This is a genomic window from Nocardia sp. NPDC101769 (assembly GCF_044766925.1).
Lineage (GTDB): Bacteria > Actinomycetota > Actinomycetes > Mycobacteriales > Mycobacteriaceae > Nocardia.
The window spans coordinates 181,280-207,237 of sequence record NZ_JBIWMX010000007.1; the positions used below are offsets into that span (position 1 = coordinate 181,280).

Here is a 25,958-nt window from a genome sequence, read left to right on the forward strand (position 1 = left end):
GGGGAGCCCCTCCCCGAAACCCCCTCGGCCCTGGCGCATCCACACATGCGACGCCGAGGGTGGGAATCATGGCAATCGACTACACCGGAGCGGGTTTCGGGGCGGAGCTCCCATCGCCATCAACGCTGTTGCGCGCCTTCCGGGAACCGGTCAGCTCCGATCGTCGCGATCGCGACGTCCTCGAATCAGCCCACGAACTGGTGCGATGCCATGAGCATCGATATCGCGCCCTGGACACGGCGCATGCCGCCGACGCCACCCCCGACGATGTCGCCGACAGCACCCACCGTGTCGACCGGATCGACGAGCGCCGGGCCGAGCTGGTGGCCCGCATCGACGAGTGGGTGGCGGTGAACATTCCGCACCGCGCCGGGGCCTCGTTGCACACCGAGACCCTCGGCGCGGTCATCGACCGGATGGCCGCGAAATGGGTTGCCGCACAACGGGCTCTGGGCAATGCCGAGTCCGAGCCGGTGCGGGCTTCGAAAGCGACCGACGGGCGCGCGCGGCGACGCGCGGTGGCGCATCGCATCAGCGAGGACCGGCCCCGCCGCGGGGTGGACACGGAGGCCCACCTGCAGTGGTACCGGCTCGCCGAGCTCGCCGACGGCTATCGGGATCTGATCACGGAGGTCGCCCAGCATCGCCGGCGACTGCCGACCTGGTAGGCCCGGCTAACGCGGGTCGACGACTTCGGCGTCGATGACGTCCTCGCCCGTGACGCGCTCGCCGTGGACCGGGTTCGTCGCCGAATCATCCTGTGCGGGTGCGGGTTCCGGGGCTTCGTCGTCGAGGTCGTCGGTCAGGTTCGCGCCGCGCTGCGCGGCCGCGTCCTGCGCGGCAGCGGCGGCGGCTTCACGCATCTCGATGGCGTCGGTGATCCAGTCACCGATCTCGCGGGTCACCTCGGCGACGGTGCCCGTGATGATCGAGGCGATATTGCCGACGTGTCGTGCTCCCGACGACGTCAATTCCTGGATCAGATCCTTGTTGCTCTCGAATTTAGAAATCATTTACACGCCCACTTCGCTCGCCTGCCCCCGGCGCATCACGATAACACCGGCCTGTGCTGAATTCTTGACCAGGAACGGCGGCAGCGCCAGCTTGAACAGCTTCAACCACACCGAGCCGATCTGCCGGGAGAAGCGTCCGGTGTTGTAGGGCAGGCCGTGCTTTTCGCACAGCGCCTTCACCTCGGGGGCGATTTCCGGGTACCGGTTGGCCGGCAGATCCGGGAACAGGTGGTGCTCGATCTGGTGCGACAGGTTGCCGGACATGATGTGGAAGAGCTTGCCGCCCTTGATATTGGCCGAGCCCAGCATCTGGCGCACGTACCACTCACCCTGAGTCTCCGCGGCGCACTCCTCCTGGGTGAACGTCTGTACGCCGGTCGGGAAGTGGCCACAGAAGATGATCGAGAACGTCCACAGGTTGCGCACGATATTGGCGGTGAAGTTTGCCGCCAGCGTGGACAGGAACAGCGGTCCGGTCAGCGCCGGGAAGACCACGTAGTCCTTGAGCACCTGCCTGCTGGCCTTGCGCCACTGGCCCTTGACCAGCGTCTTGACCTCCTGCCAGGACTTCTTTCCCCGGACGATGTTCTCGACCTCGAGGTCGTGGCCCATCACACCCCACTCGAACGCGACCATCAGCGCGAAGGCGTAGAACGGGTTGCCCAGCCGCAGCACGTTCCAGCTCTGCGCCTCGTCCACGCGCAGGATGCCGTAACCGATGTCGCGGTCCATATCGAGGATGTTGGTGTAGGTGTGGTGCATGTAGTTGTGCGAGTGCCGCCACTGGTCGCCCGGGCAGACCGTATCCCATTCGAAGACACGGGAATTCAGGGTCGGCTCACGCATCCAGTCCCACTGGCCGTGCATGACGTTGTGGCCGATCTCCATATTGTCGAGAATCTTCGACGCGCTCAGCGCGGCCACGCCGGCCAGCCAGAACGGCGGCAGGAAGCCCAGGTAGAGCAGGCCGCGGCCGGCGATCTCCAGGCCGCGCTGGGCCTTGATGACCTTGTAGATGTATTCGCGGTCCCGGTCGCCCAGGTCCGCGGTGACGCGGGCGCGCAACGCGTCGAGTTCGCGGCCGATCTCCTCGACCTGGTCGACGCTGAGCACCAGCGGGCCCTCGGTGGTTTCGGTGAGGATCGCCATGATCCCTCCTGTTCAGATGGCAGAAATGAGTCAGAGAGCGAGGTCGACGTCCCCGACGGGGGCGTTGATGCAGATCTGGATGGGCTGATCCGGGTCGCCGTCGAGCTCCCCGGTGCGCAGATTGCGGGTGCAGCCGCTGCGCTTGACGGCCGTGCAGGAGAAGCAGATGCCCATGCGGCAGCCGTACTCCGGGTTCAGGCCCGCGGATTCGGCCTGCTCGAGCAGGCTTTCGCCGGTGTTCTCGGCGACCACGCCGCTGTCGGAGAAGGTCACCTTGCCCTCGGCGTCGGCCGGGTCCACCACCGCGGTGGTGAGGGTGAACTCCTCGCTGTGCAGCCGATCGCCGAGCTGTTCGGCCTCGTAGACAGTGCGCACCGCGGCCATCAGGCCGGGCGGGCCGCACAGGTAGGTCTGCGCGGTCGGGAACCAGGGCGCGAGCGATTCCAGCTCGTCGTGGCCGAACTTGGCGTGGCCACGAACCGTCTCCGGGTAGCGGAATTCGATGCGGACATTGCTGTGCTGCATGGCGATCGCCTCGAGTTCCTGGCGATGCGGCACCCATTCCGGAGAACGGTTGTAATGCAGGAACAGGATGCGGCCGCGGTGCCCCTCGTTGGCGAGGGTGCGCAGCATGGACAGCACCGGCGTGATGCCGCTGCCGCCGCTGATCAGCACGATCTGCTCGGGCCGCGGCTCGGGCAGGTGGAACACCCCGGCGGCGGGTTCCAGGTCCACCACCATGCCGGGAATCGCGTTCTCGTGCAGGTGGTTCGAGACCAGGCCGTGCGGGTGGGCCTTGACGGTGAGTTCGATGTGCCGGTCGCGGCGTCCCTCGGCATTGACCGGCGAATAGCAGCGGGTGTGGCGGACGCCGTCGATCACGACGCCGATCTGCACGTATTGTCCCGCCACATGCCCGGACCACTGCCGGGCGGGCTCGAGGGTGAGGGTGACCGAGCCGACCGCGCTGCGCCGCACGTGGGTGATCTTCGCGCGCATCGAGCGCCGGGTCAGGGTCGGGCGCACCAGCTCGAGGTAGCGATCCAGCGGGTGCGGGGTGGTCATTGTCTTCTGCACCAGGTCGAGTAGTCCGACCATGTGAGCCTCCTGTCGCGTCGCCGGGCTGAGCGACGCCTCTTCGCAGTCGATGCGCCTCCGGTGCGACCTCGATGTCATACCGGATCCCGATGCATTTCGGTGCACATATGTACACTGAGATAGTGTGCCGGGCGAAGCCACTCCAGTTCAACCGGCAGTTCGTGTGACCCACACGACATCTTGCGAATGGAACGAATGTGAACGCATGTATGGTGATCGAGATGAGCGAGCAGGCAGCTACCCGAGTCGAGCGCAAGGAGCGCACCCGCGCGGCGCTACTCGACGGCACCCTCGCCCTGGCCGCGGACCGCGGCTTCGCGGCCCTGTCCCTGCGTGAGATCGCACGCTCGGCCGGCATCGTGCCCACCGCCTTCTACCGGCACTTCGCCTCGCTCGACGAACTCGGCACCACACTGGTCGAGGAGGGCGTGCGCCAATTGCGCCTGGCGCTAAGGGAAATGCGGCGAACCCCGAACGCGACACTGGCACAGACCGTGCGCTTCGTCTTCGACCAGGTCGACGGGAAACGCGACCTGTGGGGCTTCCTGATTCGCGAACGCCACGGCGGCTCGGCCGCGTTGCGCGGGGCCATCGCGATCGAAATGCAGCTCATCGAACGGGAATTGGTGGTCGATCTGTCCCGGGTGCGGGCGCTGGACGCCTGGTCGCCCGACGATCTGGAACTGGCCGCGGATCTCATCGTGTCCACGGTCGCCGACCGGATCGCCGACTACCTGATGGCCGAATCCCGGGAGAGCGCGCGGACCGTGGAGCGTGCGGTCCTGCAGGTGCGGCTCATCGCGCTCGGCATGGGCGCGTGGCGTCCCTCATAGACATGGGCGCCCGGCGGGCGTCAGAGCGTTGAGCCGTCCCTGAAATCAGCGGCCGCGCACATCATCTCCGCGCACGGGCAGCAAGAGCATCAGGCCGACGATCAGGACCAGTAGCAGGCCAACGATTCCCGCCCGCTCAGCGTCGAACGCCCAGACGAAGAAGCCGAAAAGCGTTGGGGCCAGGAAGGATACGGCGCGACCCGTGGTGGCATAGAGCCCGAACAGCTGGCCCTCGCGGCCGGGCGGGGAAACCCGGGCCAGGAACGAGCGTGCGGAAGCCTGTGCGGGGCCGACGAATACGGTCAGCGCCAAACCGAAGATCCAGAACATGAGCGGACCGGACAGCACCAGCAGGAACGCTCCGCACACGATCATGCCCGCCAGCGAGGCGACGATCACCGCCTTCGGGCCGGTGCGGTCGTCGAATCGGCCGCCGACCAGCGCGCCCAGGGCCGCAACCACATTCGCGGCGACACCGAACAGCAGCACGTCCGAGTCCGCGATGCCGTACACCCGCACCGCCAGGATCGCGCCGAAGGTGAACACCCCGGCCAAGCCGTCCCGGAACACCGCGCTGGCCAGCAGGAACGCCACGGTGCGCCGATCGACGCGCCACAGTTCCCCGACGTCGCGGAAGAGCACCCGGTACGAACTCAGGAAGGACCCGACCCGCACCGCCGCACCGGGATCGGCGGCGGTGCGCGGCACCTCGGGGACGAACAGGAACAGCGGCACCGCGAATCCGGCGAACCAGACCGCCGCCAGCACCGCCACCAGGCGGATGTTCAGCCCGTCCTCGATCGGCACGCCGAGCAGTCCGCGGTAGTCGTTCTTGCCCGCGATGAAGCCGGCGTAACTGATCAGCAGCAGGATGATCCCGCCGAAATAGCCCATGGCCCAGCCGAACCCGGACACCCGCCCGACATTGGCGCGCGTGGACACCTGCCGCAGCATGGCGAAGTACGGCACATGCGAGAGCTCGAACGTCGCCGAACCGACGCCCAGCAGGGCCAATCCCAGCCATAGGTAGTGGTAGTCGGCGTGCACGAAGAACATGGCCGCCATCACCAGCACAGTCAGCGAGGTCAGCATTCCCAGTGCCAGCTTGCGCCGAGCGGTGGCGTCGAACCACTGCCCGGCCACCGGCGCGGTCACCGCCACCACCAGCCCCGCCGCTCCCAGCGCCCATCCGAGCCAGGCACTGGACGAGATCCCGCCCGGCAGCTCCTTGCCCACCTTGTCGGTCAGATACACCGAGAACACGAAGGTCAGGATCACCGCATTGAACGCCGCGCCCGCCCAGTCCCAGAACCCCCACGCCAGCACCGTCCCCCGCCCGGTCGCCTGACCCACGGTGACATCTCCCGAGTGCTCGCTCATGCAGCGCAGACTAGGCGACCCCACTCCCGTCCCGCGCGACATCCGCACACCCCGCGCGTCACGCACATGCGAGAACCGCTCACGCCCAGGCGCTGTCGTGCTACGCCCAGGCGCGGTCGTCGATCGTGAGGGTTCGGCCGTGGGCCTGCTCGACGTGTTCGGACCAGGGGCGACGGCGCTCTTCGATCGTCATGGACAGCAGGGCGTGGAGTTTGTCCCAGGCTTCGGGGTCGGACGGCGTCCAGACCTGCATCCATGCGCCGGCGATGGAGGGCAGGGACATGCTGGTCATGTACATCTCGAGTTCGCCGACGGCGAGGTTGCGGATGACGCGGGTGCGGCCCAGCGGGAGGGCGACGTCGTTGCGCGCCCAGAGTTCCGCGAATTGCGGGCTCGCCGAGACCATGTCGTCGATGAATTCCACCCATTCGGGGTCGCCGAGGTTGCGGGCGTAGGCGGCCCGCAGGTAGCCGACCATGCGGGCCAGGTGGTCCGGCTCCGAGTGGGGCGGGTAGGGCGTGCAGCACTCGTCGGCCAGGAAGACCTTGCGCAGCACGTTCCGGGAGCCGCTCATGAACATCGGATACATCGTCACGTAGGCGGTATTGCAGGCCAGCACATCGTATTTGGCGCTGAACAGGGCTGCCGGCAGCGGATGCATGTGGTCGAGGATGATCTGCACCTCCTCGGGCACCGGTTCCTCGGCGATCGGCGTCGGCACTGTCGGGACGCCGGCGAGCCGGTAAAGGTGTGCGTGCTCGGCGCCGTCGAGGCACAGCGCCCGGGCGATCGCATCCAGCACCTGCACACTGCAATTGATATCGCGCCCCTGCTCGAGCCAGGTGTACCAGGTGATCCCCACCCCGGCCAGCTGCGCCACCTCTTCGCGCCGCAGCCCCGGGGTGCGCCGGCGCACGCCCGCGGGCAGGCCGACATCCTCCGGGCGGATGCGCGCCCGCCGCGACTTCAGGAAGGTCGACATCTCCTCGCGCCGGGCCTTGCGCACCGACCGCGAATTGCCATTGCGCATCGCTGCCTCGGTGACGACATCGGCCGCCTCACGGGATCCTGCTCCTGACACCATGCCTCCATGGTGGCGGCAACCGCGATCGGTATCCAGGTGGCCCCGGTACCGGTATAAGCAGGCTCCTGATATCAGGATCCAGCCCGGCGCGCCGGCTCGGTACCGGCCCTACCGCTCCGCTCCCGGGCGGGCACCCCGGCGCAGAACCCGGATGGGGAACCGAACCACCACCGCATCACTCCCTGACCAATGCTGCTCGATCGTCAGCTAGCACATACAGCTCCGGAGCCTCGGGAAGCACGACGATTCCGACCAGCGGTGAACGTCAGAAGCCACCGCCCCCCGGACCGGTACCACCACCCCAAATACCACCGTCGGCCGAGCCACCTCCGTCACCGAGGAAACCGCTACTGCCGTTACCACCCCAACCGCTGCCATCGACCCAACCGCTACCACCACCGACGCCACCCCCGTCATAACCGCCACCACCGAACCCGCCCCCGCCATAACCACCACCGTCATAGCCGCCCCCACCGTAACCAACCCCACCGTAACCAGCACCAGAACCGCCAGGCTGGTCGTCGTGATGGTGATGGTGATGGTGATGGTGGTTCTGATTGGCCAACATCGAGTAGAGCACCCATTGCTCCATACCCGAGGAATCGGCACGTCCCGCACTCCAGTCCGCATAATCCGGAGTGCGATCACGCGCCCGACGCAGACGCCGAGATTCGGAACCCCAGGCCATGATCGCGATGCACACCACGATGGCCATACCGATGACAATCATGATCGCCAAATGCATCCAACCAGGATGATCCTTACCGAGCGGACAGACAACCCACACGCCGTGGATCCGCATCGATGATCGGACGGCACGGATGACCGGCGGTGACAAGCCCCCGCACAACCACATACCACTCCATTACGCCTGCGAGGGTCGCCGCCACGCGAAACACCTGTCCCGATGCACTACCGCACCCCTCCGAGGCCTGCCACCGAATCGCAACGGACACGCCGCGCGCAACCTTTGCTTCAAGCAGTGCGTAACCACGATGTCACCCCCGCCGGCTGCGCCACCTCTTCGCGCCGCAGCCCCGGGGTGCGCCGGCGCACGCCCGCAGGCAGGCCGACATCCTCCGGGCGGATGCGCGCCCGCCGCGACTTCAGGAAGGTCGACATCTCCTCGCGCCGGGCCTTGCGCACCGACCACGAATTGCCATTGCGCACGGCCGCTTCCGTGACCGTCTCGACGCCGCTGAAGCCCGGGGCCGACACCAGGACTCCATGGTGACGGTATTCGCTAAGGGTATCCAGGTGGTGCCAGTACCCGTATAAACAGACTCCTGTCAGCCGATTCGGCCGCCGCGCACGCTGATTCCCATGACACAGAGCCTGACCCAGTCTCCACCCGCGGCGGCTCCCGCCTCGGTAGCCGTCCGAAGTCCCCTCGCAGTCCTGACCGTCATCCTGCTCGGCCAGTTCATGGCGGTGCTGGACGCCTCGATCGTGAACGTCGCCATCCCCGCCATCCGAACCTCCCTGCACGCCACCGGTTCCGGGCTGCAGCTCATCGTCTCCGGATACGTGATCGCGTACGCGGTGCTGCTCGTCACCGGCGCGCGGCTGGGTGATCGGTTCGGGCAGCGCACCATGTTCCTCACCGGGCTGGCGCTGTTCACCCTCGCCTCGCTGACCTGCGGACTGGCCTGGAATTCCGGCTCGCTCATCGTCTTCCGGTTCCTGCAGGGCGTCGGATCGGCAGCCATGGTGCCGCAGGTGATGACCATCCTGCAGCGGGTTTTCGCCGGACCCGCTCGGGCCCGCGCACTGGCGGCCTACGCGACCGTCATCTCCGGTGGCATGGTCGTCGGCCAGATCCTCGGCGGCATCATCGTGACCAGTGATATCGCCGGAACCGGCTGGCGTGGCGTGTTTCTGGTGAATGTGCCGATCGGCCTGGCACTGCTCGCCGCCGCACCGCGGATCCTGCCGGCCGTCACCACCGGCGTGGACCGCAAACTCGATCTCGCCGGGCTGGCCGTCCTGACCGCCTCGGTGCTGGCGCTGGTCGTGCCACTGGTGCTCGGGCACGAACAGGATTGGCCGCTGTGGACCCGAATCACTGTGGGCGCGTCCGCTTTCGGCTTCGCCGCCTTCGCGATGGTCGAGCGCTGGGTGCACCGCCGCGGCGGGGAACCGCTCTTCGCCGACCGCGTACTGCGCGCCCCCGGCCTGGTGCTCACAGCGGCCACCCTGTTCCTGGTCATGTGCACCTTCGGCGGCTGGATCTTCGTCCTGACCATCCATCTCCAGTCCACTCTCGGCTACAGCGCCCTGCACGCCGGGCTGCTGTTCCTCCCCAATGGCGTGACCTTCGGCCTGGTGAGCCTGAATTGGACCCGCATCCCAGCCCGCTTCCACCGCGCGATGATCCCCACGGGCCTGCTGATCGCCGCCCTGACCACCATCGTCATGGGCCTGCAGATGCGCAGTGGCCATGACATCGCCCCGCTCGAACTGACCGTGTTCGGCCTCATGGGCATCGGCTACGGCCTCGCCTTCAGCCCGCTCATGGCCCGCGCCACCAGCAAGATTCCCCTCGCCCTCGCCGCCGACGCCAGCGGCATCCTCGTCACCTGCGTCCAGCTCGGCGTCGTGATCGGCGTGGCCGGATTCGGCTCGGTGTTCCTCACCCTCGCCGGTTCCACCGCCCTCTCCGCTGCCCACGCCGTCGGCACCACCGCCACCGCCGAGGGCATCGCCATCCTGGTCGCCGCGGCGCTCGCGGCCAGGGCCGCTCGCTGACCCGCCGACCGCTCGGGATTCGAATCAGCGGTCGACGAAGCCGGATTCGTAGGCCAGGATCACCGCCTGGGTGCGGTCCCGGGCATCGAGTTTGGTCAGGACGCCGCTGACGTGGGTCTTGACGGTCTCGGGTCCGATGTGGAGCTGGTCGGCGATTTCCCGGTTGGACAGTCCGCGGGTCATGAGCAGGAGGACGGTTTCCTCGCGGTCGGTGAGGCCGGCGCGAACGAGTTGCTCACGGGCGCGGGGATTCCCGCGCCCGTGAGCGAGCGCGCGGACGGCCGCGGGGTACAGCAGCGAATCGCCGGTTGCGACAGTCCGTACCGCGTTGGCGATTTCGGCGGGGCGGGCGCGTTTGAGGAGAAACCCGTCGGCGCCGGCGCGCAGGGCGGCGTAGACGTAATCGTCGTTCTCGTACGTGGTGATCACCAGGATCTTCGGTGGCCGCGCGGTGGAACGCAGGATCGCGCGGGTGGTCTCGATGCCGTCCATCAACGGCATTCGCACATCCATGGCGATCACATCGGGGTTCAGCTGTCTGCACAGCGAAACGACGGCCACGCCGTCGGCGGCCTCGCCGATCACGTCGATGTCGGGTTGGGCGTCGAGGATCGCGCGCAGGCCCGCGCGAGCGAGTGGTTCGTCGTCGACGAGCAGGACTGTCACCGGCATTCGATCACCCCCGGATCCGGATCGGTAGCTCGACTCGGACCTGCCACCTGTCGCCGTCGGCGCCGAGCCGCACCGATCCGCCCAGCAGTTCGGCACGCTCGCGAATGCCGCGGAGCCCGGTTCCGGCGCCGGCGGATATCGGGCCGATCAGCTCGTTGGCGATATCGAGGTCGAGCCGGTCCGGCCCGGACAGGACCCGAACCTCGATCGGCACCCGCCCGGCGTGACGCATGGCATTGGTGATGGCCTCCTGCAGGATTCGGTAGCCCTCCCGTGAGACCGGACCCGGAATCCGGTGCAGCGGACCGATTACGGTGGCATCGACCGTCGCACCTGCGGACCGGGCTGCCTCGAACAGACGCTCGGCGTCCGAGAGGGTCGGCCTTTCATGAATCGGACGGTGGGGCTCGCGCAGCACGAGCAGGACCCGATCCAGATCCTCCAGTGCGGCCCGCCCGGTGTCCTCGATGGCGGTCAGTGCGCGTTCCGTGAACTCGGGGTCACCGGTCGCTCGTGCGGCTCCGGCCTGCAGGACCGCGGCGGTCAGGGCGTGGCCGATCGAATCGTGCAGTTCGCACGCGATCCGATTGTGTTCCAGCAGTTGCTCGGCGCTCTCCTCCAGGGCTCGCAGCCGCTGCGCCGTGGACGGCGCCAGCAGCGTGCGCGCCGCGGCGGTGACCAGGTCACCCAGGCCAATGACGACGATGCCGAGCAGGGCGATGGTCAGCGGTATCAACAGCCCGAACCACCAGTGCGGGTGCGTGATTCGGACGATGGCGTCGTGGGCGGGTGGGCTCCCGGTCGCCGCGCGCACCAGGTCCCGGGTGAGCAGCACGACCGGCACACACGTTGCCAGCAGGATCGCACTCAGTCCGAGCCGGACTTCGAGCCACAACACGGTCCGCCATCGATCCGACCGGTCCACCGAACGGGCGGCCGTGATCGAACGTTGTGGTGCACCGTGTTCGCGGTGGATCAGAAACAGTTGTGCCTGCAGACCCTCCGCCAAGCGTGTCGCAGGGATCAGCCCGACCGGTACCGCGAACGCCGCGGGCAGGTACCAGTGGGTGCGGTCGATGTACAGCCACAGTGCCGCGACGGCGAGCGGCAGCGCCAGATGCAGCCCGCGCGAGTACGTCACCGGATCGGAAAACCGTGCCGCCGCCGAACTGATCATGGCTTCATCGTGCCAGCCGCCTCCTGTGTCACGGCTCCCCCGAATTGGGGAGACGATTCACCCGGCAGCGGGAGGACACGGCCCCGACGCGGAACCAGGCTGAGGTCCATGACCACCATCGACCTTCACGAGCTGACCAAGGACTACGGCGCGAAGCGGGTGCTGGACCGGGTCACCTGCTCGGTGCGGCCGGGCCGGGTCACCGGTTTCCTCGGTCCCAATGGCGCGGGCAAGTCCACCACGATGCGGCTCGTGCTCGGCCTGGATCGGCCGACCTCGGGCCGTGCGACAGTGGCCGGTCGCCCGTTCACCGCCGCGCGCCGTCCGCAGCGCCTCATCGGCGCACTCCTCGACCCGTTCGCCATGCATTCGAGCCGGACCGCGTTCGCGCACCTGTCGGCACTCGCCGCCGCGGAAGGGATTCCCCGGCGGCGCGTGGACGACGTGCTGGGAGCAGTCGGTCTCGAGACGGTGGCCGGCAAACGGATCAAGACGTTCTCGCTGGGCATGCGTCAGCGGCTCGGGATCGCCGCCGCGCTGCTGGGCGATCCGCCGGTCCTGATGCTCGACGAGCCGTCCAATGGGCTCGACCCGGAGGGCATCATCTGGCTGCGCAGCACTCTGCGCAGCCTTGCCGACGAGGGCCGGACGGTGTTCGTCTCCAGCCATCTGATGAACGAAACCGCTTCCTTCGCAGACCATCTCGTGGTGCTGGGTCGTGGCAGGGTCCTCGCCGACACCGGCCTCGACGACTTCATCGATCGCCATGCCCGGCCGCGGGTCCGGATTCGCACCGACTCTCCCGAACCGTTGCGCACCGTGCTGACCGATGCCGGCTTCGATCCGGTCGCGGGCGACTCGGGGCGCTGGTATGTCGACGGGGCCCGGGTCGGCACGGTCGGTCCACTGCTCGTCCGAGCCGGTGTCCCGGTCCTCGAACTTGCCGACGAGTCGGGGACTTTGGAGCAGGCGTACCTCGCTCTGACGGCGGACGCCGCCGAGTTCACGTCCGCCACTTCGACCCCGACGACACCGGAAAAGGTGATGTGACAATGTCTTTCACAGCAGTCCTGCGCTCCGAATGGATCAAGGCCCGATCGCTGCCGGTGCTGAGCGGCCTGGTCGCACTGATGTTCGCGGCCACCGTGGGATTTTCGCTGACCGGGACCGTCAGTCTCGGCAGGCACGATGCGGGCAAACCGGGTTTCGATGCGCTGCTGATCTCGTTCTACGGCATCAATTTCGGTCAGCTCGCCGCCATCTGTGTCGGAGCCGTCTGCGCGGCAGCACAGTTCAGGAGCAACGGAGCACGCATCTGGTTCGCGGCGGTACCGCGGCGGGGCCTGGTGTATTCGGCGAACCTCCTGGTGATCGGCGCGAGCACACTCCTGGCCGGTCTGCCGACCGCGGCGCTGTGTTTCTTCGTCGGGCAACCACTGCTGGGGGCGCAGCGGGTGCGGGCCGATGATCCGGCGGCGTGGCGCGCGATCATCGGCTGCGCACTCTATCTCGCACTGATCGCCCTGTTCGCTGCCGGCCTGGCGACCGTGTTCCGAAACGCCATGGCCGCCATGGGAATTCTCGTCCCCGCGGTCCTGTTGCTGTCGTTCACTCTCGGCGACGTCACCCACGGCGGCGGCCTCATCCAGTTCCTCCTCGACCGGGCGGGCAGACAGGCCCTCGTCCACGACCCCTCGGGGACCCTCGGCCCCTGGACCGGCCTCGTCGTCACCGGCATCTGGGCGGCCGCCGCGATGTGGGCCGGATGGGAAAGCCTGCGCCGCAGAGATTTCTGACTTCGGCAAGTCTCCGGAACGGCCCCGGAAGCGCGCGAGCAACAACGCAACGCCTCGAAAAAGCACGAAACCCGCGCCGGTCGGCGCGGGTTAGGTGTTGTGTCGGCTCCTAGATGGCGCGGACGTTCTGCGCCTGCGGACCCTTCTGGCCCTGGCCGATCTCGAACTCGACCCGCTGGCCCTCGTCGAGGGTCTTGAAACCGGAGCCGGCAATCTCGGAGTAGTGGACGAAAACGTCGGGACCGCCGCCGTCCTGCGCAATGAACCCGAAGCCCTTTTCGCCGTTAAACCACTTCACACTGCCTTGCGACATACCTTTTTATTTCTCCCTGTTGCGAGCCGGGCGATCACATCAACAACCCGTGCTCGCTACCAGCATGTCACACTCCCGCAAGCCGGTCGGCAACGCCCCGATCAGCGACGTCCCGCGCGTCGACGACGACGGGCCGAGCAACCGGCACGGGAAGCAACACGACAGTGCACCTGACCGGCGGTCTCCGCACCATCGCCCCGGCCCGGATCCACCGACAACGACGCATCCCCGCCCGCTCGACCGAAAAAAAGCGTCGACTTCCGGTGATCCGGATCAACATCCCGGCATATATGAAATGCCATAGTTTCAAAGTGCTCGACGGAACAATCCCCCCAGAATCGGCCGTCGCCACAACGACACCGGTCCGAGAGTGCGAGACCTATGACGGCCGACACACCACTTCGATGTCACGGTCGAGACCGGGGTGGTGTCTCCGAGCATGTCCGATCGATGCGGGTAGCGAAGGAGCGCTGTGATGAAGGCCCTGATCGTGTGCGTTTCGGTGTCGCATGGCAATACGCGGCGGGTGGCCGCGGCCATGGGCGAGGTGCTGAAGGCCACCATCCTGGAGCCCGAGCAGGTCGAGGTGAGCTCACTCGCGGAGTACGACCTGGTGGGTTTCGGGTCGGGGATTTTCAATCAGATGTTCCACCCCCGGCTGCGCGGGTTCGTGCGGTCGCTGCCGAAAGCGGAGCGCGGCAGGGCATTCGTGTTCGCCACCAGTGGGTTTCCGCCACAATTGTGGCCGATGTCACGGCTGGTCCGGCGAGCTGGGTTCGACGTGGTCGACACCTTCTCGGTTCGCGCGTTCGACACCTGGGCTCCGCTGCGAGCGATCGGCGGCGTCAACAAGGGCCGGCCGGATGCCGGTGATCTCGAGGCGGCGCGGGCATTCGCGGCCGGACTGTGAGCACGACAGCCAATATGCCGCCGGGGATTTCGACGGCGGCCCGGTCCTGCACCAGCTTCCCCGAGACGTTCAGCGTCTCGGGGGCGACGCTGTCGGTCTTCGCGTCGGCACTACACCGGCACCTTATGCACTGAATTGCATAGTACGTCTCGTCTCAGTTACCCTGGCAGCATGGCCCTCGAACACGCGCTGCTGGTATCGCTGACCGAACGCGCCAGCTCGGGATACGACCTGGCGCGTCGTTTCGACAAGTCCATCGGATTCTTCTGGAACGCTACCCACCAGCAGATCTATCGCGTGCTCAAGCGCATGGACCAGCAGGGCTGGGTCATCGCGGAGACCGTGCCACAGGAGGGCCGCCCCGACAAGAAGGTCTACACCGTCTCCGACGCCGGCCGGGCCGAACTGATCCGCTGGATCGCCGAACCCGCCGACCTGGAACCCATGCGCAACGAACTCGGCGTGAAGCTGCGAGCCGCCTCCCTCAGCGATGTCGGCGCGCTCACCGCCGAGGTGCAGCGCCACCGCGACCAGCACGTGCATCGGCTCGACCTGTACCGCACCTTCGAGAAGAAGGACTACCCCGCACCGGATCAGCTCACCGGCCCCAAGCTGCACCAGTACCTCGTCCTGCGCGGCGGCATCCGCGTCGAGGAAGGAATCGTCGACTGGTGCGAGGAAGTACTCGACGCCCTGAAGCGCGACTCAGCCCGGTCGCAGGCGTCCGAACCGAAAGGCTCTCAGCGATGAGCGCGTACCCGCACCTGTTCGAACCGCTGGACCTGGGATTCACCACGCTGCGCAATCGCGTGGTCATGGGTTCCATGCACACCGGCCTCGAGGATCGGGCCTGGCATACCAACCGGCTGGCCGCCTACTTCGCCGAGCGGGCCAAGGGCGGTGTCGGACTGATCATCACGGGCGGCTACGCCCCTAACCGCACCGGCTGGCTGCTGCCCTTCGGCGCCAAGCTGACCAACAAGACCGAGGCCTACCGGCACCGCGCCATCACCAAGGCGGTGCACGCCGAGGGCGGCAAGATCGCGCTGCAGATCCTGCACGCGGGCCGCTACTCCTACATGCCGACCAGCGTGTCCGCCTCCGCCATCAAGGCCCCCATCAACCCGTTCAAGCCCCGCGCGCTCTCGTCCAAGGGCGTCGAGGAGACCATCGACGACTACGCGCGCTGCGCCTACCTGGCCAAGTTCGCCGGGTACGACGGCGTCGAAATCATGGGTGGTGAAGGCTATTTCATCAACCAGTTCCTGGCCGAGCGCACCAACAAGCGCAAGGACAAGTGGGGCGGCTCGCCGGAGAACCGCCGCCGCATCGCGGGCGAGATCGTGCGCCGGGTGCGCAGGGCGGTCGGACCGGACTTCATCATCGTCTTCCGGCTGTCCATGGCCGACTTCGTGGAGAAGGGCCAGACCTGGGACGAAATCGCCTCCGTCGCACAGGATGTGGAGGCCGCCGGCGCCACCATCATCAATACCGACATCGGCTGGCACGAGGCCCGGGTGCCCACCATCGTCACCTCGGTGCCGCGTGCGGCGTTCGTGGAGTGGACCGCGAAGGTCAAGGACCTCGTGAACATTCCGGTGTGCGCGTCCAACCGGATCAATATGCCCGAAACCGCCGAGGAGATCCTCACCCGCGGCGACTCCGACCTGGTGTCGCTGGCCCGCCCGCTGCTCGCCGACCCGGACTGGGCGCGCAAGGCCCAGGACGCTCGGCCGGACGAGATCAATACCTGCATCGCCTGCAACCAGGCCTGCCTGGACCATGCCTTCCAGGCCAAAACCGTGTCCTGCCTGCTGAATCCGCGCGCCGGGCACGAGACCGAGCTGAAGCTGCTGCCGACCCGCCGGACCCGGAAGTTCGCCGTCGTGGGCGCGGGCCCGGCCGGACTCTCGGCCGCGGTCAGCCTGGCCCAGCGCGGGCACCACGTGGATCTGTTCGAGTCCGACGACAAGATCGGCGGGCAGTTCGATATCGCCCGCCGGATCCCGGGCAAGGAAGAGTTCAACGAGACCCTTCGCTACTACACTCGGCAGCTCGAAATCACCGGTGTGCGTGTGCATCTCGAGACCCGAGCCACCGCCGAGCAGCTCATCGGAGGCGGCTACGACGAGGTCATCCTGGCCACCGGCGTGAAGCCGCGCGTCCCCAATATCCCGGGCATCGATCACCCGAAGGTGCTCACCTACGCCGAGCTGGTGCGCGACGGCAAGCCGGTGGGCAAGAAGGTGGCGGTCATCGGCGCCGGCGGCATCGGCTTCGATGTGAGCGAATTCCTCACCGTCGAAGGACATCCCAGCCTCAAGCTCGACGAGTGGAAGGAAGAGTGGGGCGTCTCCGACGATCCCACCGTCCCCGGCTTCGTCACCACCCCCAAGCCCTCCCCCGCCGCCCGGGAAGTCGTGCTGCTGCAGCGCAAGTCGTCCTCCTTCGGCAAGGGACTGGGCAAGACCACCGGCTGGGTGCACCGGGCTGCGGTCAAGGCCAAGGGCGTCGAGCAGATCGGCGGCGTCAACTACGAGCGCATCGACGACCGCGGCCTGCACATCAGCTTCGGCGAGAAGCGCCAGCGCCCGCAGATCATCGAATGCGACAACGTGATCCTGTGCGCCGGCCAGGAATCCGTGCGCGACCTGCACGAGCCGCTGCAGAACGCGGGCGTGAAGGTGCACCTCATCGGCGGCGCCGACCTGGCCGCCGAACTCGACGCCAAGCGTGCCATCAACCAGGGCACCCGCCTGGCGGCGGCCCTGTAATGCCGAACCTCACCCGCCTGGGACTGCCCGGAGACGAGCAGTCCTGGGCGGCACTGGGTTTCACCATCAGCGGCGGCCGAATTCAGATCGGCCGCATCGCCTGCACCCTGGGCGAGCCCGCCTGGGGCTTCGACGAAACCCATGCCGCCCCCGATTCACTCGGCATTCCCTATCTGGAATCGGCGGCGCCCGAATCCGATTCCACGCGCACACATCCGAATGGCGTGACCGCCGTCGATCACGTCGTCTACTGGGTGCCCGATCTGGACGACGCCGTCACCGATCTGACCGCCGTCCTGGGCATCCCGCCGCGCCGGCGCTTCTTCCCGCGCGGCCCGGAAGGCCCCGAAATGGCCTTCTACCGGGTCGGCGAACCGTTCATCGAAGCGGTGACCTCCGGCCGCGCGCCCGCCCTGACCGGCGTCGCCTTCCTGTCCCCCGACCTGGACGCCACCGTCGCCGCCGTCCGCGCCGCGGGCGGCCCCATCGGTGACCCCAAACCCGCCGTCCAGGGCGGCCGCATAGCCAGCGTCTGGCACGGTCACCTGAAGTGGGGCATTGCCTTCATGGAGCCCAAGCCCCAGAAATGACCGGGTCACGGGACGACATTTCCCGCCCGAATCGAAATGACCTATACACCAACCGATTCAGATGGTCGGAGATGTCGTACCACCCTGCCATGATCGCGGAGCACTTGCCTCAACGATCCTGGGGGAGAAATTCTCTATGCATCTGTCTCGTAAGGCCGCCGCCGGTGCGGTGGCCTCCGCCGCCGCGCTGATGAGCACCGGCATGGGTACGGCACACGCCGCCTATGACTACTACGGCTCTTTCGCCGTCGCCGACCTGGGCGACCAGTGGTCCGTCGGCTACGCCTACAACGCGCCCGACCAGGGCCGCGCCGACGCCGACGCGATGGACCAGTGCGGCTACTCCAACTGTGTGGTGGAGCTGCGCTGGAACAACGGCTGCGCCGCCCTCGTGGACCGCGACGGCAACCTGTACACCGGCCTGGGCAGCAACCTGGCCACCGCTGAGCGCAATGCCATCGCGGCCAGCGGCCCGGACCCGAACCCGCTGATGGTGAGCCTGGGCAGCGCGGATCCCTCGCAGGCCCGCGTCCTCATCTCGAAGTGCACCGGCTGATCTCGGCAGGCACCTCCTGATCCGCCTGCCCGACCCGCCGGGCACGCACTGAACGGCGTGAACGCGGGCGTGCGGGTGGGGTGGTTTTCCTTTCGTCCACTCCACCCGCACGCCGAGCGCCCCATCCACACGAACATCGGTAGGCTCGGGTCCCGTGAGCCTGCCTGTACCCACCGCCGACAATCGTGCCGTCGTCACCGGAGCCTCCTCCGGGATCGGCACCGCCCTCGCCGAAGAACTTGCCTCGCGGGGCTACTCGCTGATCCTCGTCGCCCGCCGTGGCGACCTGCTGGCCGAGCTGGCACAGCGGCTGACCGAGCGGTACGGCATCACCGCCGAGGTGCGCGCGGTGGACCTGTCCGACCGCGATCAGCGTGCGCCGCTGGCCAAGGAGCTGGCCGCGCGGGACATCGCGATCTTGTGCAACAACGCCGGTGTCTCCACCTTCGGCCCGCTGGCCAAGCTGGACCTGGACTACGAGCGCGACATCATGGAACTGAATGCCGTTGCCGTGCACGATCTCACGCTGGCCGTGCTGCCGGGCATGCTGGAGCGCCGCGCTGGCGGCATCCTCGTCACCGGGTCTGCGGCGGGCAATATGCCGATTCCGAACAACACCACCTACTCCGCGAGCAAGGCGTTCGTGAACACCTTCTCCGAGTCCTTGCGCGGTGAGCTCAAGGGCACCGGCATCAATGTCACCCTGCTGGCTCCCGGCCCGGTCCGCACCGACAACCCGGACCAGGAGGAGATGGGCAACAAGATCCCGGAGTTCATCTGGGTCACCGCCGCCCACACGGCCAAGATCACCATCGACGCGCTCGCCCGTAACAAGATGCGCGTGGTCCCGGGCCTGATCAGCAAGGGTATGAGCCTGGCCGGGCAGTTCGGCCCGCGCTCGATCACCTCGGTGGTGGCCGGCGCCGCCTACAAGAAGCTCGGCAGCTGATCAGCAAACCGTCAAGATCCGCGGGACTGTCGTAAAAGGGACGTTGCCGGATATTTCCGGACCGCGGAATCGGCGTAGTCCTGGTGACGGCCCCGCATGAGAGAAAGCGGGGAGCTCTCACCAGGAGACGTCTTGACGCTGCTCGAGATCTTCCCGTCGCTGCGTGACGGGGGTATGGTTCCCCGCCTCGATCCGGCGGTCTGGCCACGCGAAACCCACTACGACGCCGACGGGCGCATCACCGTCGGCGGCGTGGCGCTGGCCGACATCGCCGATCAGTACGGCACGCCGACGTATGTACTCGACGAGGGTGAGGTGCGCACCCGCTGCCAGGCCTATCGCACTCGGTTCCCCGACGCCGAGATCATCTATGCGGGCAAGGCGCTGCTCACCCGCGCGGTAGCCGAATGGATCACCGACGAGGGGCTGTCGCTGGACGTGTGCTCGGCCGGGGAACTGGCGGTGGCGCTGTCCAGCTGGGCCGATCCGGGGCGGATCGTGCTGCACGGCAACGGGAAACCCTTCGCCGAACTGGAGATGGCCGTGAATTGCGGGGTCGGGCGCATCGTGATCGACTCGCTCACCGAGATCACCCTGCTCTCGGCGCTGGCCGAGCGGCCGCAGCGGGTGCTGCTGCGCGTCACCCCCGATATCGACATCGACGGGCATCCGGCGGTCCGCACCGGCGTCACCGATCAGAAGTTCGGTTTCCCCATCGGCGGGCGGGCGGTGATGGAGGCGGTGGATCGCATTGTGCGGCAACCGAATCTGACGCTGTCCGGACTGCACTGCCATATCGGGTCGCAGATCTACAACACCTTCCCCTACGGCGAGGCGGTGCGGCGCATGATCGCCGAAATGGCCCGCATCCGCGATGAATTCGGCGTCACCCTGACCGACCTGGACCTCGGCGGCGGGCACGCGGTGGCCTACCGCAGCGGCGACGCGGAGATGAACCTGGCCGAACTGGCCGACATCATCGAGGATTCGCTGGACGCGGCCTGCGCCCGGCTCGGCTTCCCACGGCCCCGCATCGCCCTCGAACCCGGCCGCGCCATCGTCGCGCGGGCGGGCATCACGCTGTACCGCGTGCTGTCGATCAAACATGTCGAGCACGGCCACACCTACGTGACCGTGGACGGCGGCATGAGCGACAACCCGCGGGTCGCCCTCTACGGCGCGCGCTACGACGCCGTGGTCGCCAACCGGCATCCCACCGGCCCGCACATGACTGCCACCATCGCCGGACGCTATTGCGAGGCGGGCGACATCCTGGCCCGCGACGTCCGCCTGCCCGCCGACCTGCGGCCCGGCGAGGTGCTGGCGATGCCGTGCACCGGGGCGTACCACCACAGCCTGGCCTCGTCCTACAACGGCATCGGCCGCCCGCCGATCGTCGCGGTCCGCGACGGCGGGTGCCGGGAGCTGATCCGCCGCGAGACGATCGACGATCTGCTCAGCCGCGATATCGGGCGCTGAGCCGGGCTACCGCTTCCGGGTGCCGAAGATGCTGCGGCTGATCTCGCGCCCGGCGACGGTGGCCGCCGATCGCAGGAAGTTCTTGAACGCCGGGTTGTTGACGATCTTCTCGGCCATCGAATCCTCCTGCGGGGGCCTGGCCGAGCGCGAGCCCTTGGCCGCGGCCTCGTCGGCCTGCTGCTGCGCGGTCGCCTGAATCTTCGCGGTCAGGATCTCGTAGGCCGATTCCGCGTCGATGGTGGTCCCGTACTTGCCGTACAGCGTGGACTGCTGTGCGCGGGAACGGATTCCGTCGTCGCCGATGGTGTCCATCAGCGAGCGCGGGGGCTGCATGCGCGCCCAGGCGACCGGGGTGGGCGCGCCCTTCTCCGACAGCACCGTCACCACGGCCTCACCGATACCGAGTGAGGTGAGCGCCTTTTCGAGATCGTAGGTGGCGGTCTTGGGATAGGTGCGTACCGTCTTCGAGAGTGCCGCTTGGTCTTCCGGCGTGAACGCGCGCAGCGCGTGCTGGATGCGCGCACCCAGCTGGGAGAGCACCGGATTCGAGATGTCGGTGGGCAGCTGGGTACAGAAGAAGACGCCGACGCCCTTGGAGCGGATCAGCTTCACCGTCTGCTCCACCTGGTTCAGGAACGCCTTGGAGGCGCCGGTGAACAGCAGGTGCGCCTCGTCGAAGATGAACACCAGCTTGGGTTTGTCCATATCACCGACCTCGGGCAGCGTCTGGAACAGGTCGGCCAGCACCCACATCAGGAAGGTCGAGAACATCTGCGGCCGCGCGGCCTGCGCGCCCAGCTCGAACAGGGTGATGACGCCCTGCCCGCCCGCGGTGCGCATGAGATCGGCGGGCTCGAGCTCGGGCTCGCCGAAGAAGGTGTCGCCGCCGTCGGCCTCCAGATTCACCAGTGCGCGCAGGATCACACCCGCGGTCTGCGCGGAGACGCCGCCGATGCCCTCGAGATCTTCCTTGCCCTCCGGGCTGGTGAGGTATAGGATGACCGCGCGCAGATCCTTCAGATCCAGCAGCGCCAAGCCGTTCTGGTCCGACCAGTGGAAGATCAGCCCGAGGGTGGATTCCTGGGTTTCGTTGAGCCCCAACGCCTTACTGAGGAGGATCGGGCCGAACGAGGTGATGGTGGCGCGAATCGGCACCCCGATCCCCCCGGTGCCGAGGGAGACGAACTCACACGGGAAGCCCTGCGGCCTCCAGTTCGGATCGCCGGTCTCCCGGGCGCGGGCCAGCAGTTTGTCGTTCGCCTGCCCCCGCTGCGCCAGACCCGACAGGTCGCCCTTGATATCGGCCAGCACCACCGGCACGCCCGCCGCCGAGAGCTGTTCGGCGATGCCCTGCACGGTCTTGGTCTTACCGGTACCGGTCGCGCCCGTGACCAGGCCGTGGCGGTTCATGGTCTTCATCGGAATCCGCACCCGCGCATCGGGATGCACGGTGTCGCCGACGATCACGGCGCCCAGCTCCAGCGCCGGGCCCTCCATGGCATATCCCGCCGCGATCTCCTGCGCGGCGGCCTCGTCCTTGGCGGCCGAATCAGCGCCCGCGACAGCGGTTTTCGCTTTGCCGTCGCTCCCCGGAGCCGTCTCCGCGGCCTTGTCCGCCGCCTCCTGATCGGCGGCTTCCTTTTCCGCGGCCTCGGCGGCGGCCGCCGCCTCCGCCGCGATCCGCGCCGCTTCCTCCGCCGCCTTCCGTGCCGCCGCTGCCCTCTCCTGCGGGGTGGTCATCGCGCATCCTCCGTCTGCTCTGCCAACTGCGACTGCCCTGCGAACTACTGCCCTCGGGAACTGCCCAACCAACATGCCGACCGCTCGTGATGCGCGGGCCGGTGTGAACGATACTGCCCGGTCGGGCGGCCGAGCGGGCTCGACGCGGCCGGGCCTCCGGGTCGCGCAATGCCGAAGGGTTAGTGTTTGGCGGGTGGACAAGTACGTGGTGTGGATGGACTGCGAGATGACCGGCCTACAGCTCGACAGCGACAAGCTGATCGAGGTGGCCGCACTCGTGACCGACAGTGACCTCAATATCCTCGGCGAGGGCGTGGACATCGTGATCCACGCCGACGACGCCGCGCTGGCCGCCATGCCGCCGGTGGTGACCGAGATGCACGCCCGCTCCGGGCTCACCGAGGAGGTCCGCCGCTCCACCGTCTCCCTCGCCGAGGCCGAGCAGCAGATCCTCGACTACATCAAGCAGTACGTCCCCACCGCGCGCACGGTCCCACTGGCCGGTAACTCCATCGCCACCGACCGCGGCTTCATCGCCCGCGACATGCCGGCCCTCGACGCCCACCTGCACTACCGCATGATCGACGTCAGCTCCATCAAGGAACTGGCCCGCCGCTGGTACCCCCGCATCTACTTCGGCCAGCCCGAGAAGGGCCTCGCCCACCGCGCCCTCGCCGATATCAAGGAATCCATCCGCGAGCTCGAGTACTACCGCCGCACCGCCTTCGTCCCCGCCCCCGGCCCCTCCACCGCCGAGATCGCCGCCGTGGCCGCCGAATTGTCCACCCCCGCCGAACCCCCCGCAAACCCATCCTGAACAGCCGATTAGGTACTCACGGCGCGGACCGGTTAAGCTCTACCGCGCCGGAAGTTACCGGCAATGGTGGCTGTAGTTCAGCTGGTAGAGCACCAGGTTGTGATCCTGGGTGTCGCGGGTTCGAGTCCCGTCAGCCACCCTGACGCGAGGCCCCGATCCACAAGGATCGGGGCCTCGCCGCATTTTCCCGCTCGAATCCACCAGCGCCGCAATCCAATCCAGCTGTGACGAAAGTCCTGCGGCCCAGCTGCGGTGGCGGGCGCGATGTCACAACCATCCGATCATGTCGTACCTACGAATCCTTGGGGTGCAGGTGCGGAGACGAACCACCTGTAGATGCGGAAGATTTAGGGATGCAAACACGGAAGAAAATAGTGTGCAAATGCGGAAAAAAATAACCCGGAACCACCCTTTGTAGTGCACAATGTCGGCATGGACATCCTGCTCGCAGGGATCGCGCCGCGACGACTCTGTAGAGTGCTTCAGGATCGCGTCGCCGAGGAGCCCGTCGTCGTTCTCAATGGACCTCGCACCGTCGGTAAGAGCACCCTGTTGGCACATCTGGCGGCCGCCACCAATCGGAAGATCATCGACTGCGACGATCCAGCGACCCGGGCCGCGGTCCGCAACGACCCGGGGCGATTCGTCGCGGGAGACGATCTGGTCCTGATCGACGAGTACCAGCATGTCCCGGAACTACTCGATGCGATCAAAGCCGAACTGAACCGCGACCTGCGCCCGGGACGATACGTACTCGCAGGTTCCACCCGCTATTCAACGCTCCCCCAGCCCGGACAGTCGCTGACCGGCCGAGTCGACATCCTCGACGTCCTGCCCTTGTCCCAGGGCGAAATCGACGGCACACCAGAGAGTTTGATCCACAGCCTGCTGGAAGGCGAACAGCCCGATCTCAGCGGCTTCGCCTCCGACACCAGCCGCGAAGAGTACGCACGCCGAATCACCTCCGGCGGTATGCCGGTCGCGCTGCGCCGCCCGCCAGGACGATCACGAAACCGATGGTTCGCCAACTACCTCGAGCTCGTCCTCGAACGGGATGTGATCGAACTCAGCCGAATTCGCCAACGAGAGATGCTGCCACGCCTGCTCGAGCAGCTCGCCGCCCGAACCGCCCAGGTGCTCAACATCTCCGCAGCAGCGCAGAACATCGGCATGGAGAAGTCCAGCGCCGAGAACTACCTCCGCCTGCTCGAGGCCGTCTTCCTCGTCCACCGACTGCCCGCCTGGGGCACCACCCTCGGCTCACGCATCGCCCGCCAGCCGAAGCTGCACGTGGCCGATTCCGGCGTCGCGGCCTGGCTCCTCGGATTGACGCCGGACAAGATCGCCACGGCAAACCCGGCAGTCCTCACCGAATACGGCCATCTCACCGAAACCTTCGGCGTCGGAGAGATTCTCAAACAACTCAGCTGGTGGGACGCCCCGGTCACGGTCGGCCACTTCCGCACCGGCACCGGCGATGAAGTCGACCTCGTGGTGGAAACCGACGACGGCCGCGTGATCGCCTTCGAGTTCAAGGCCGGAACCCGAATCCACGGCGAAGACCTCCGCGGCATCCGCGCGCTCCGAACCAAACTCGGCGACCGCCTGACCACTTCGATCATCCTCTACACCGGCCTGCACGCCTACCGGCACGAGGAAGGCAGCCTGGTCCTCCCGCTCGATAGCTTGTGGACCGCACCCATCTGACCAGTGGCACCACCCCAAAACGATGGAGCTAGGTCCGCGGGAGTGGCTGCGCTCTTCCGCGGACCACAACCATGTGGTCCGCCGGTGTCCACGCATCCAGCCACACTGGAACCGCGATGCTTGCCTGCGTGACGCCGAGGTCCTCGCGGGCTGCCGTGCTGAAATCCTTGCGAAGGTGGTAAGCCTCTCGCACAGTCAGCAGCCAATCGGCATCACCGAAAGCTTGCCGTATGCGAACCATTCCAAAGTCCATGTGCACCTGTTGAGTTCATCGCCTACCGCCACCGCCTTCGGGCTGCCCAGCAAAACGAACTCGGTCGATGCATGTGATCTCAGGCGCCACGGGACGATCGGATTGTCGGGACTCTATTCCGCCGCCAGGCCCGATATCCGGCCCGGGTAGGGACTCCGGGTCAGCGGACCCAATCCATGAGCGGGGTGGTGTCCAGCTCGATTCCTACCGGGGTGGGCAATGGGACTGTCGCACCGAAGGGCACGGTGAGGATGTGTCGGTAGCGAGCGTCGTTCGGCGCACTGTGGACAGTTACCTCGCACGAGTCCCGATCGATCAGCAGATAAACGGGTATCCCGGTGGCGGCATATGCCCGTGGTTTCTCCTGCCGATCACGGCGTTCGGTGTCCTGATCGTCGGAAGTTACCTCGACAACCATCAACACCGGGGCGGGATCAGCCCATTCGCCTTGGCCGACAAAGGAATCGGCGCCGGCAAGGGCACCATCCGGCCGGGCACGGCCCTTGCGGTACCTCTCGACCCTCAGCCCTTGCTCAGGCGTCAGGAACAATTCCGGTCGGGTAATCACGAAGATCCGAATCAGCCACTGAATGATTCGGGCGTGGTCCCCATCCGGCATCGCCTTGGCCCCCAGCTGTCCATTGATGAACTCGAGTCGCACACCCTCCGCAATACGATCGGCCGCCCGGGCGAGCTCCTCGAACTCCTCGGTCGTCATGAGTGACTCATGCACGGCGGTCATGTCCTAACCCTACGGGGATACCATCGGCCAACTGGGGGAATCCGACGCCAGGGTATCGCGGGCACCGCGCGCCGTCCCGTCGGCGCGGCGAGTTCGACCAACCGGCCGAACAACGATCTCCTGGCCGGCGGCAGGAATTTCGCGGTTCGTCTGCCCGGCCGCCGGGGACCTCATCGGC

General features: G+C 67.3%; 25 protein-coding genes, 1 tRNA gene and 1 pseudogene. 15 read left to right on the forward strand and 12 right to left on the reverse strand.

The genetic code is table 11. The features are described 5' to 3' along the window. Nucleotides 1–68: 68 nt before the first annotated feature. Nucleotides 69–668 (forward strand): DUF4254 domain-containing protein, encoded by a 600-nt coding sequence (locus tag ACIRRA_RS14610; RefSeq protein WP_402767459.1) that lies wholly within the window; start codon nucleotides 69–71, stop codon nucleotides 666–668. A 6-nt stretch (nucleotides 669–674) separates the two neighbouring features. On the opposite strand, the gene ACIRRA_RS14615 is transcribed toward ACIRRA_RS14610, so the two are convergent. Genes ACIRRA_RS14615 through ACIRRA_RS14625 form a run of 3 tightly spaced genes read right to left on the reverse strand, consistent with a single transcriptional unit; the run spans nucleotide 675 to nucleotide 3,260 of the window. Then, nucleotides 675–1,013, reverse strand: coding sequence for a hypothetical protein (locus tag ACIRRA_RS14615; protein WP_402767461.1), 339 nt, complete (start codon nucleotides 1,011–1,013; stop codon nucleotides 675–677). Continuing rightward, complete coding sequence (locus ACIRRA_RS14620) at nucleotides 1,014–2,162, reverse strand: fatty acid desaturase family protein (protein ID WP_402767463.1); 1,149 nt, start codon at nucleotides 2,160–2,162, stop codon at nucleotides 1,014–1,016. It lies immediately after the preceding gene. A 30-nt stretch (nucleotides 2,163–2,192) separates the two neighbouring features. After that, nucleotides 2,193–3,260 (reverse strand): ferredoxin reductase, encoded by a 1,068-nt coding sequence (locus tag ACIRRA_RS14625; RefSeq protein WP_402767465.1) that lies wholly within the window; start codon nucleotides 3,258–3,260, stop codon nucleotides 2,193–2,195. Nucleotides 3,261–3,481: 221 nt separating this feature from the next. On the opposite strand from ACIRRA_RS14625, the gene ACIRRA_RS14630 reads away from it, so the two are divergent. After that, the gene (locus ACIRRA_RS14630) at nucleotides 3,482–4,093 is read left to right on the forward strand and encodes a TetR family transcriptional regulator (RefSeq protein ID WP_402767467.1); all 612 of its coding nucleotides are present in this window, start codon (nucleotides 3,482–3,484) and stop codon (nucleotides 4,091–4,093) included. Between the two features lie 45 nt (nucleotides 4,094–4,138). Here the strand turns inward: ACIRRA_RS14630 and ACIRRA_RS14635 are convergent, their stop codons facing one another. From ACIRRA_RS14635 to ACIRRA_RS14650, 4 genes and pseudogenes are all read right to left on the reverse strand, one after another. Further along, nucleotides 4,139–5,473 (reverse strand): MFS transporter, encoded by a 1,335-nt coding sequence (locus tag ACIRRA_RS14635; RefSeq protein ID WP_402767468.1) that lies wholly within the window; start codon nucleotides 5,471–5,473, stop codon nucleotides 4,139–4,141. A 100-nt stretch (nucleotides 5,474–5,573) separates the two neighbouring features. Continuing rightward, on the reverse strand, nucleotides 5,574–6,557 hold the full coding sequence (locus ACIRRA_RS14640; protein WP_402767470.1) for a helix-turn-helix transcriptional regulator: 984 nt from the start codon (nucleotides 6,555–6,557) through the stop codon (nucleotides 5,574–5,576). 265 nt (nucleotides 6,558–6,822) lie between these two features. After that, nucleotides 6,823–7,302, reverse strand: a complete 480-nt coding sequence (locus ACIRRA_RS14645; RefSeq protein WP_402767472.1) for a hypothetical protein — start codon at nucleotides 7,300–7,302, stop codon at nucleotides 6,823–6,825. 251 nt (nucleotides 7,303–7,553) lie between these two features. Continuing rightward, nucleotides 7,554–7,679: pseudogene (locus ACIRRA_RS14650) on the reverse strand (transcriptional regulator); the annotation flags it as partial. Nucleotides 7,680–7,880: 201 nt separating this feature from the next. On the opposite strand from ACIRRA_RS14650, the gene ACIRRA_RS14655 reads away from it, so the two are divergent. Beyond that, nucleotides 7,881–9,305: an MFS transporter gene (locus ACIRRA_RS14655; protein ID WP_402767474.1), complete on the forward strand. Its 1,425-nt coding sequence runs from the start codon at nucleotides 7,881–7,883 to the stop codon at nucleotides 9,303–9,305. 24 nt (nucleotides 9,306–9,329) lie between these two features. Here ACIRRA_RS14655 and ACIRRA_RS14660 read toward each other — a convergent pair whose 3' ends face one another. Further along, nucleotides 9,330–9,977 carry a response regulator gene (locus tag ACIRRA_RS14660; RefSeq protein WP_402767475.1) on the reverse strand — a complete coding sequence of 216 codons (648 nt, stop codon included), beginning with the start codon at nucleotides 9,975–9,977 and terminating at the stop codon, nucleotides 9,330–9,332. Nucleotides 9,978–9,981: 4 nt separating this feature from the next. Continuing rightward, entirely contained in the window at nucleotides 9,982–11,154 is a 1,173-nt protein-coding gene (locus ACIRRA_RS14665) for a sensor histidine kinase (RefSeq protein ID WP_402767477.1), read from the reverse strand. Nucleotides 11,155–11,262: 108 nt separating this feature from the next. On the opposite strand from ACIRRA_RS14665, the gene ACIRRA_RS14670 reads away from it, so the two are divergent. Together ACIRRA_RS14670 and ACIRRA_RS14675 are read left to right on the forward strand one after the other, a co-directional pair. Next, nucleotides 11,263–12,204: an ABC transporter ATP-binding protein gene (locus tag ACIRRA_RS14670; protein ID WP_402767479.1), complete on the forward strand. Its 942-nt coding sequence runs from the start codon at nucleotides 11,263–11,265 to the stop codon at nucleotides 12,202–12,204. A gap of 2 nt (nucleotides 12,205–12,206) precedes the next feature. Further along, nucleotides 12,207–12,950: a hypothetical protein gene (locus ACIRRA_RS14675; RefSeq protein ID WP_402767481.1), complete on the forward strand. Its 744-nt coding sequence runs from the start codon at nucleotides 12,207–12,209 to the stop codon at nucleotides 12,948–12,950. Between the two features lie 109 nt (nucleotides 12,951–13,059). Here ACIRRA_RS14675 and ACIRRA_RS14680 read toward each other — a convergent pair whose 3' ends face one another. After that, entirely contained in the window at nucleotides 13,060–13,263 is a 204-nt protein-coding gene (locus ACIRRA_RS14680) for a cold-shock protein (protein ID WP_402767483.1), read from the reverse strand. Between the two features lie 475 nt (nucleotides 13,264–13,738). Between ACIRRA_RS14680 and ACIRRA_RS14685 the strand changes: the two genes are divergently transcribed. From ACIRRA_RS14685 to lysA, 7 genes are all read left to right on the forward strand, one after another. Next, a complete protein-coding gene (locus tag ACIRRA_RS14685; protein WP_402767484.1) occupies nucleotides 13,739–14,173 on the forward strand; it encodes a flavodoxin family protein in 435 nt (144 codons plus the stop codon). A gap of 171 nt (nucleotides 14,174–14,344) precedes the next feature. Beyond that, entirely contained in the window at nucleotides 14,345–14,923 is a 579-nt protein-coding gene (locus ACIRRA_RS14690; RefSeq protein WP_402767485.1) for a PadR family transcriptional regulator, read from the forward strand. Then, complete coding sequence (locus tag ACIRRA_RS14695; protein ID WP_402767487.1) at nucleotides 14,920–16,947, forward strand: FAD-dependent oxidoreductase; 2,028 nt, start codon at nucleotides 14,920–14,922, stop codon at nucleotides 16,945–16,947. Before ACIRRA_RS14690 ends, ACIRRA_RS14695 begins: the two co-directional genes overlap by 4 nt. Next, a complete protein-coding gene (locus ACIRRA_RS14700) occupies nucleotides 16,947–17,537 on the forward strand; it encodes a VOC family protein (protein ID WP_402767489.1) in 591 nt (196 codons plus the stop codon). Before ACIRRA_RS14695 ends, ACIRRA_RS14700 begins: the two co-directional genes overlap by 1 nt. 136 nt (nucleotides 17,538–17,673) lie before the next feature. Further along, complete coding sequence (locus tag ACIRRA_RS14705; RefSeq protein ID WP_402767490.1) at nucleotides 17,674–18,093, forward strand: DUF4189 domain-containing protein; 420 nt, start codon at nucleotides 17,674–17,676, stop codon at nucleotides 18,091–18,093. A gap of 154 nt (nucleotides 18,094–18,247) precedes the next feature. Beyond that, the gene (gene cmrA / locus ACIRRA_RS14710) at nucleotides 18,248–19,042 is read left to right on the forward strand and encodes a mycolate reductase (RefSeq protein ID WP_354834405.1); all 795 of its coding nucleotides are present in this window, start codon (nucleotides 18,248–18,250) and stop codon (nucleotides 19,040–19,042) included. 132 nt (nucleotides 19,043–19,174) lie between these two features. Next, nucleotides 19,175–20,521 (forward strand): diaminopimelate decarboxylase, encoded by a 1,347-nt coding sequence (gene lysA / locus ACIRRA_RS14715; RefSeq protein ID WP_402767492.1) that lies wholly within the window; start codon nucleotides 19,175–19,177, stop codon nucleotides 20,519–20,521. A 6-nt stretch (nucleotides 20,522–20,527) separates the two neighbouring features. Here lysA and ACIRRA_RS14720 read toward each other — a convergent pair whose 3' ends face one another. Continuing rightward, entirely contained in the window at nucleotides 20,528–22,261 is a 1,734-nt protein-coding gene (locus ACIRRA_RS14720) for a helicase HerA-like domain-containing protein (RefSeq protein ID WP_402767494.1), read from the reverse strand. A gap of 193 nt (nucleotides 22,262–22,454) precedes the next feature. Between ACIRRA_RS14720 and orn the strand changes: the two genes are divergently transcribed. The 3 genes from orn to ACIRRA_RS14735 all read left to right on the forward strand — a co-directional run bounded on the left by orn (nucleotide 22,455) and on the right by ACIRRA_RS14735 (nucleotide 24,785). Then, nucleotides 22,455–23,078, forward strand: a complete 624-nt coding sequence (orn, locus tag ACIRRA_RS14725; protein WP_402767496.1) for an oligoribonuclease — start codon at nucleotides 22,455–22,457, stop codon at nucleotides 23,076–23,078. Between the two features lie 66 nt (nucleotides 23,079–23,144). Then, a tRNA-His gene (locus ACIRRA_RS14730) sits at nucleotides 23,145–23,217 on the forward strand. 293 nt (nucleotides 23,218–23,510) lie between these two features. After that, nucleotides 23,511–24,785: an ATP-binding protein gene (locus ACIRRA_RS14735; protein ID WP_402767498.1), complete on the forward strand. Its 1,275-nt coding sequence runs from the start codon at nucleotides 23,511–23,513 to the stop codon at nucleotides 24,783–24,785. Between the two features lie 413 nt (nucleotides 24,786–25,198). On the opposite strand, the gene ACIRRA_RS14740 is transcribed toward ACIRRA_RS14735, so the two are convergent. Continuing rightward, nucleotides 25,199–25,756, reverse strand: coding sequence for a Uma2 family endonuclease (locus ACIRRA_RS14740; protein ID WP_402767499.1), 558 nt, complete (start codon nucleotides 25,754–25,756; stop codon nucleotides 25,199–25,201). Between the last annotated feature and the right edge of the window lie 202 nt (nucleotides 25,757–25,958).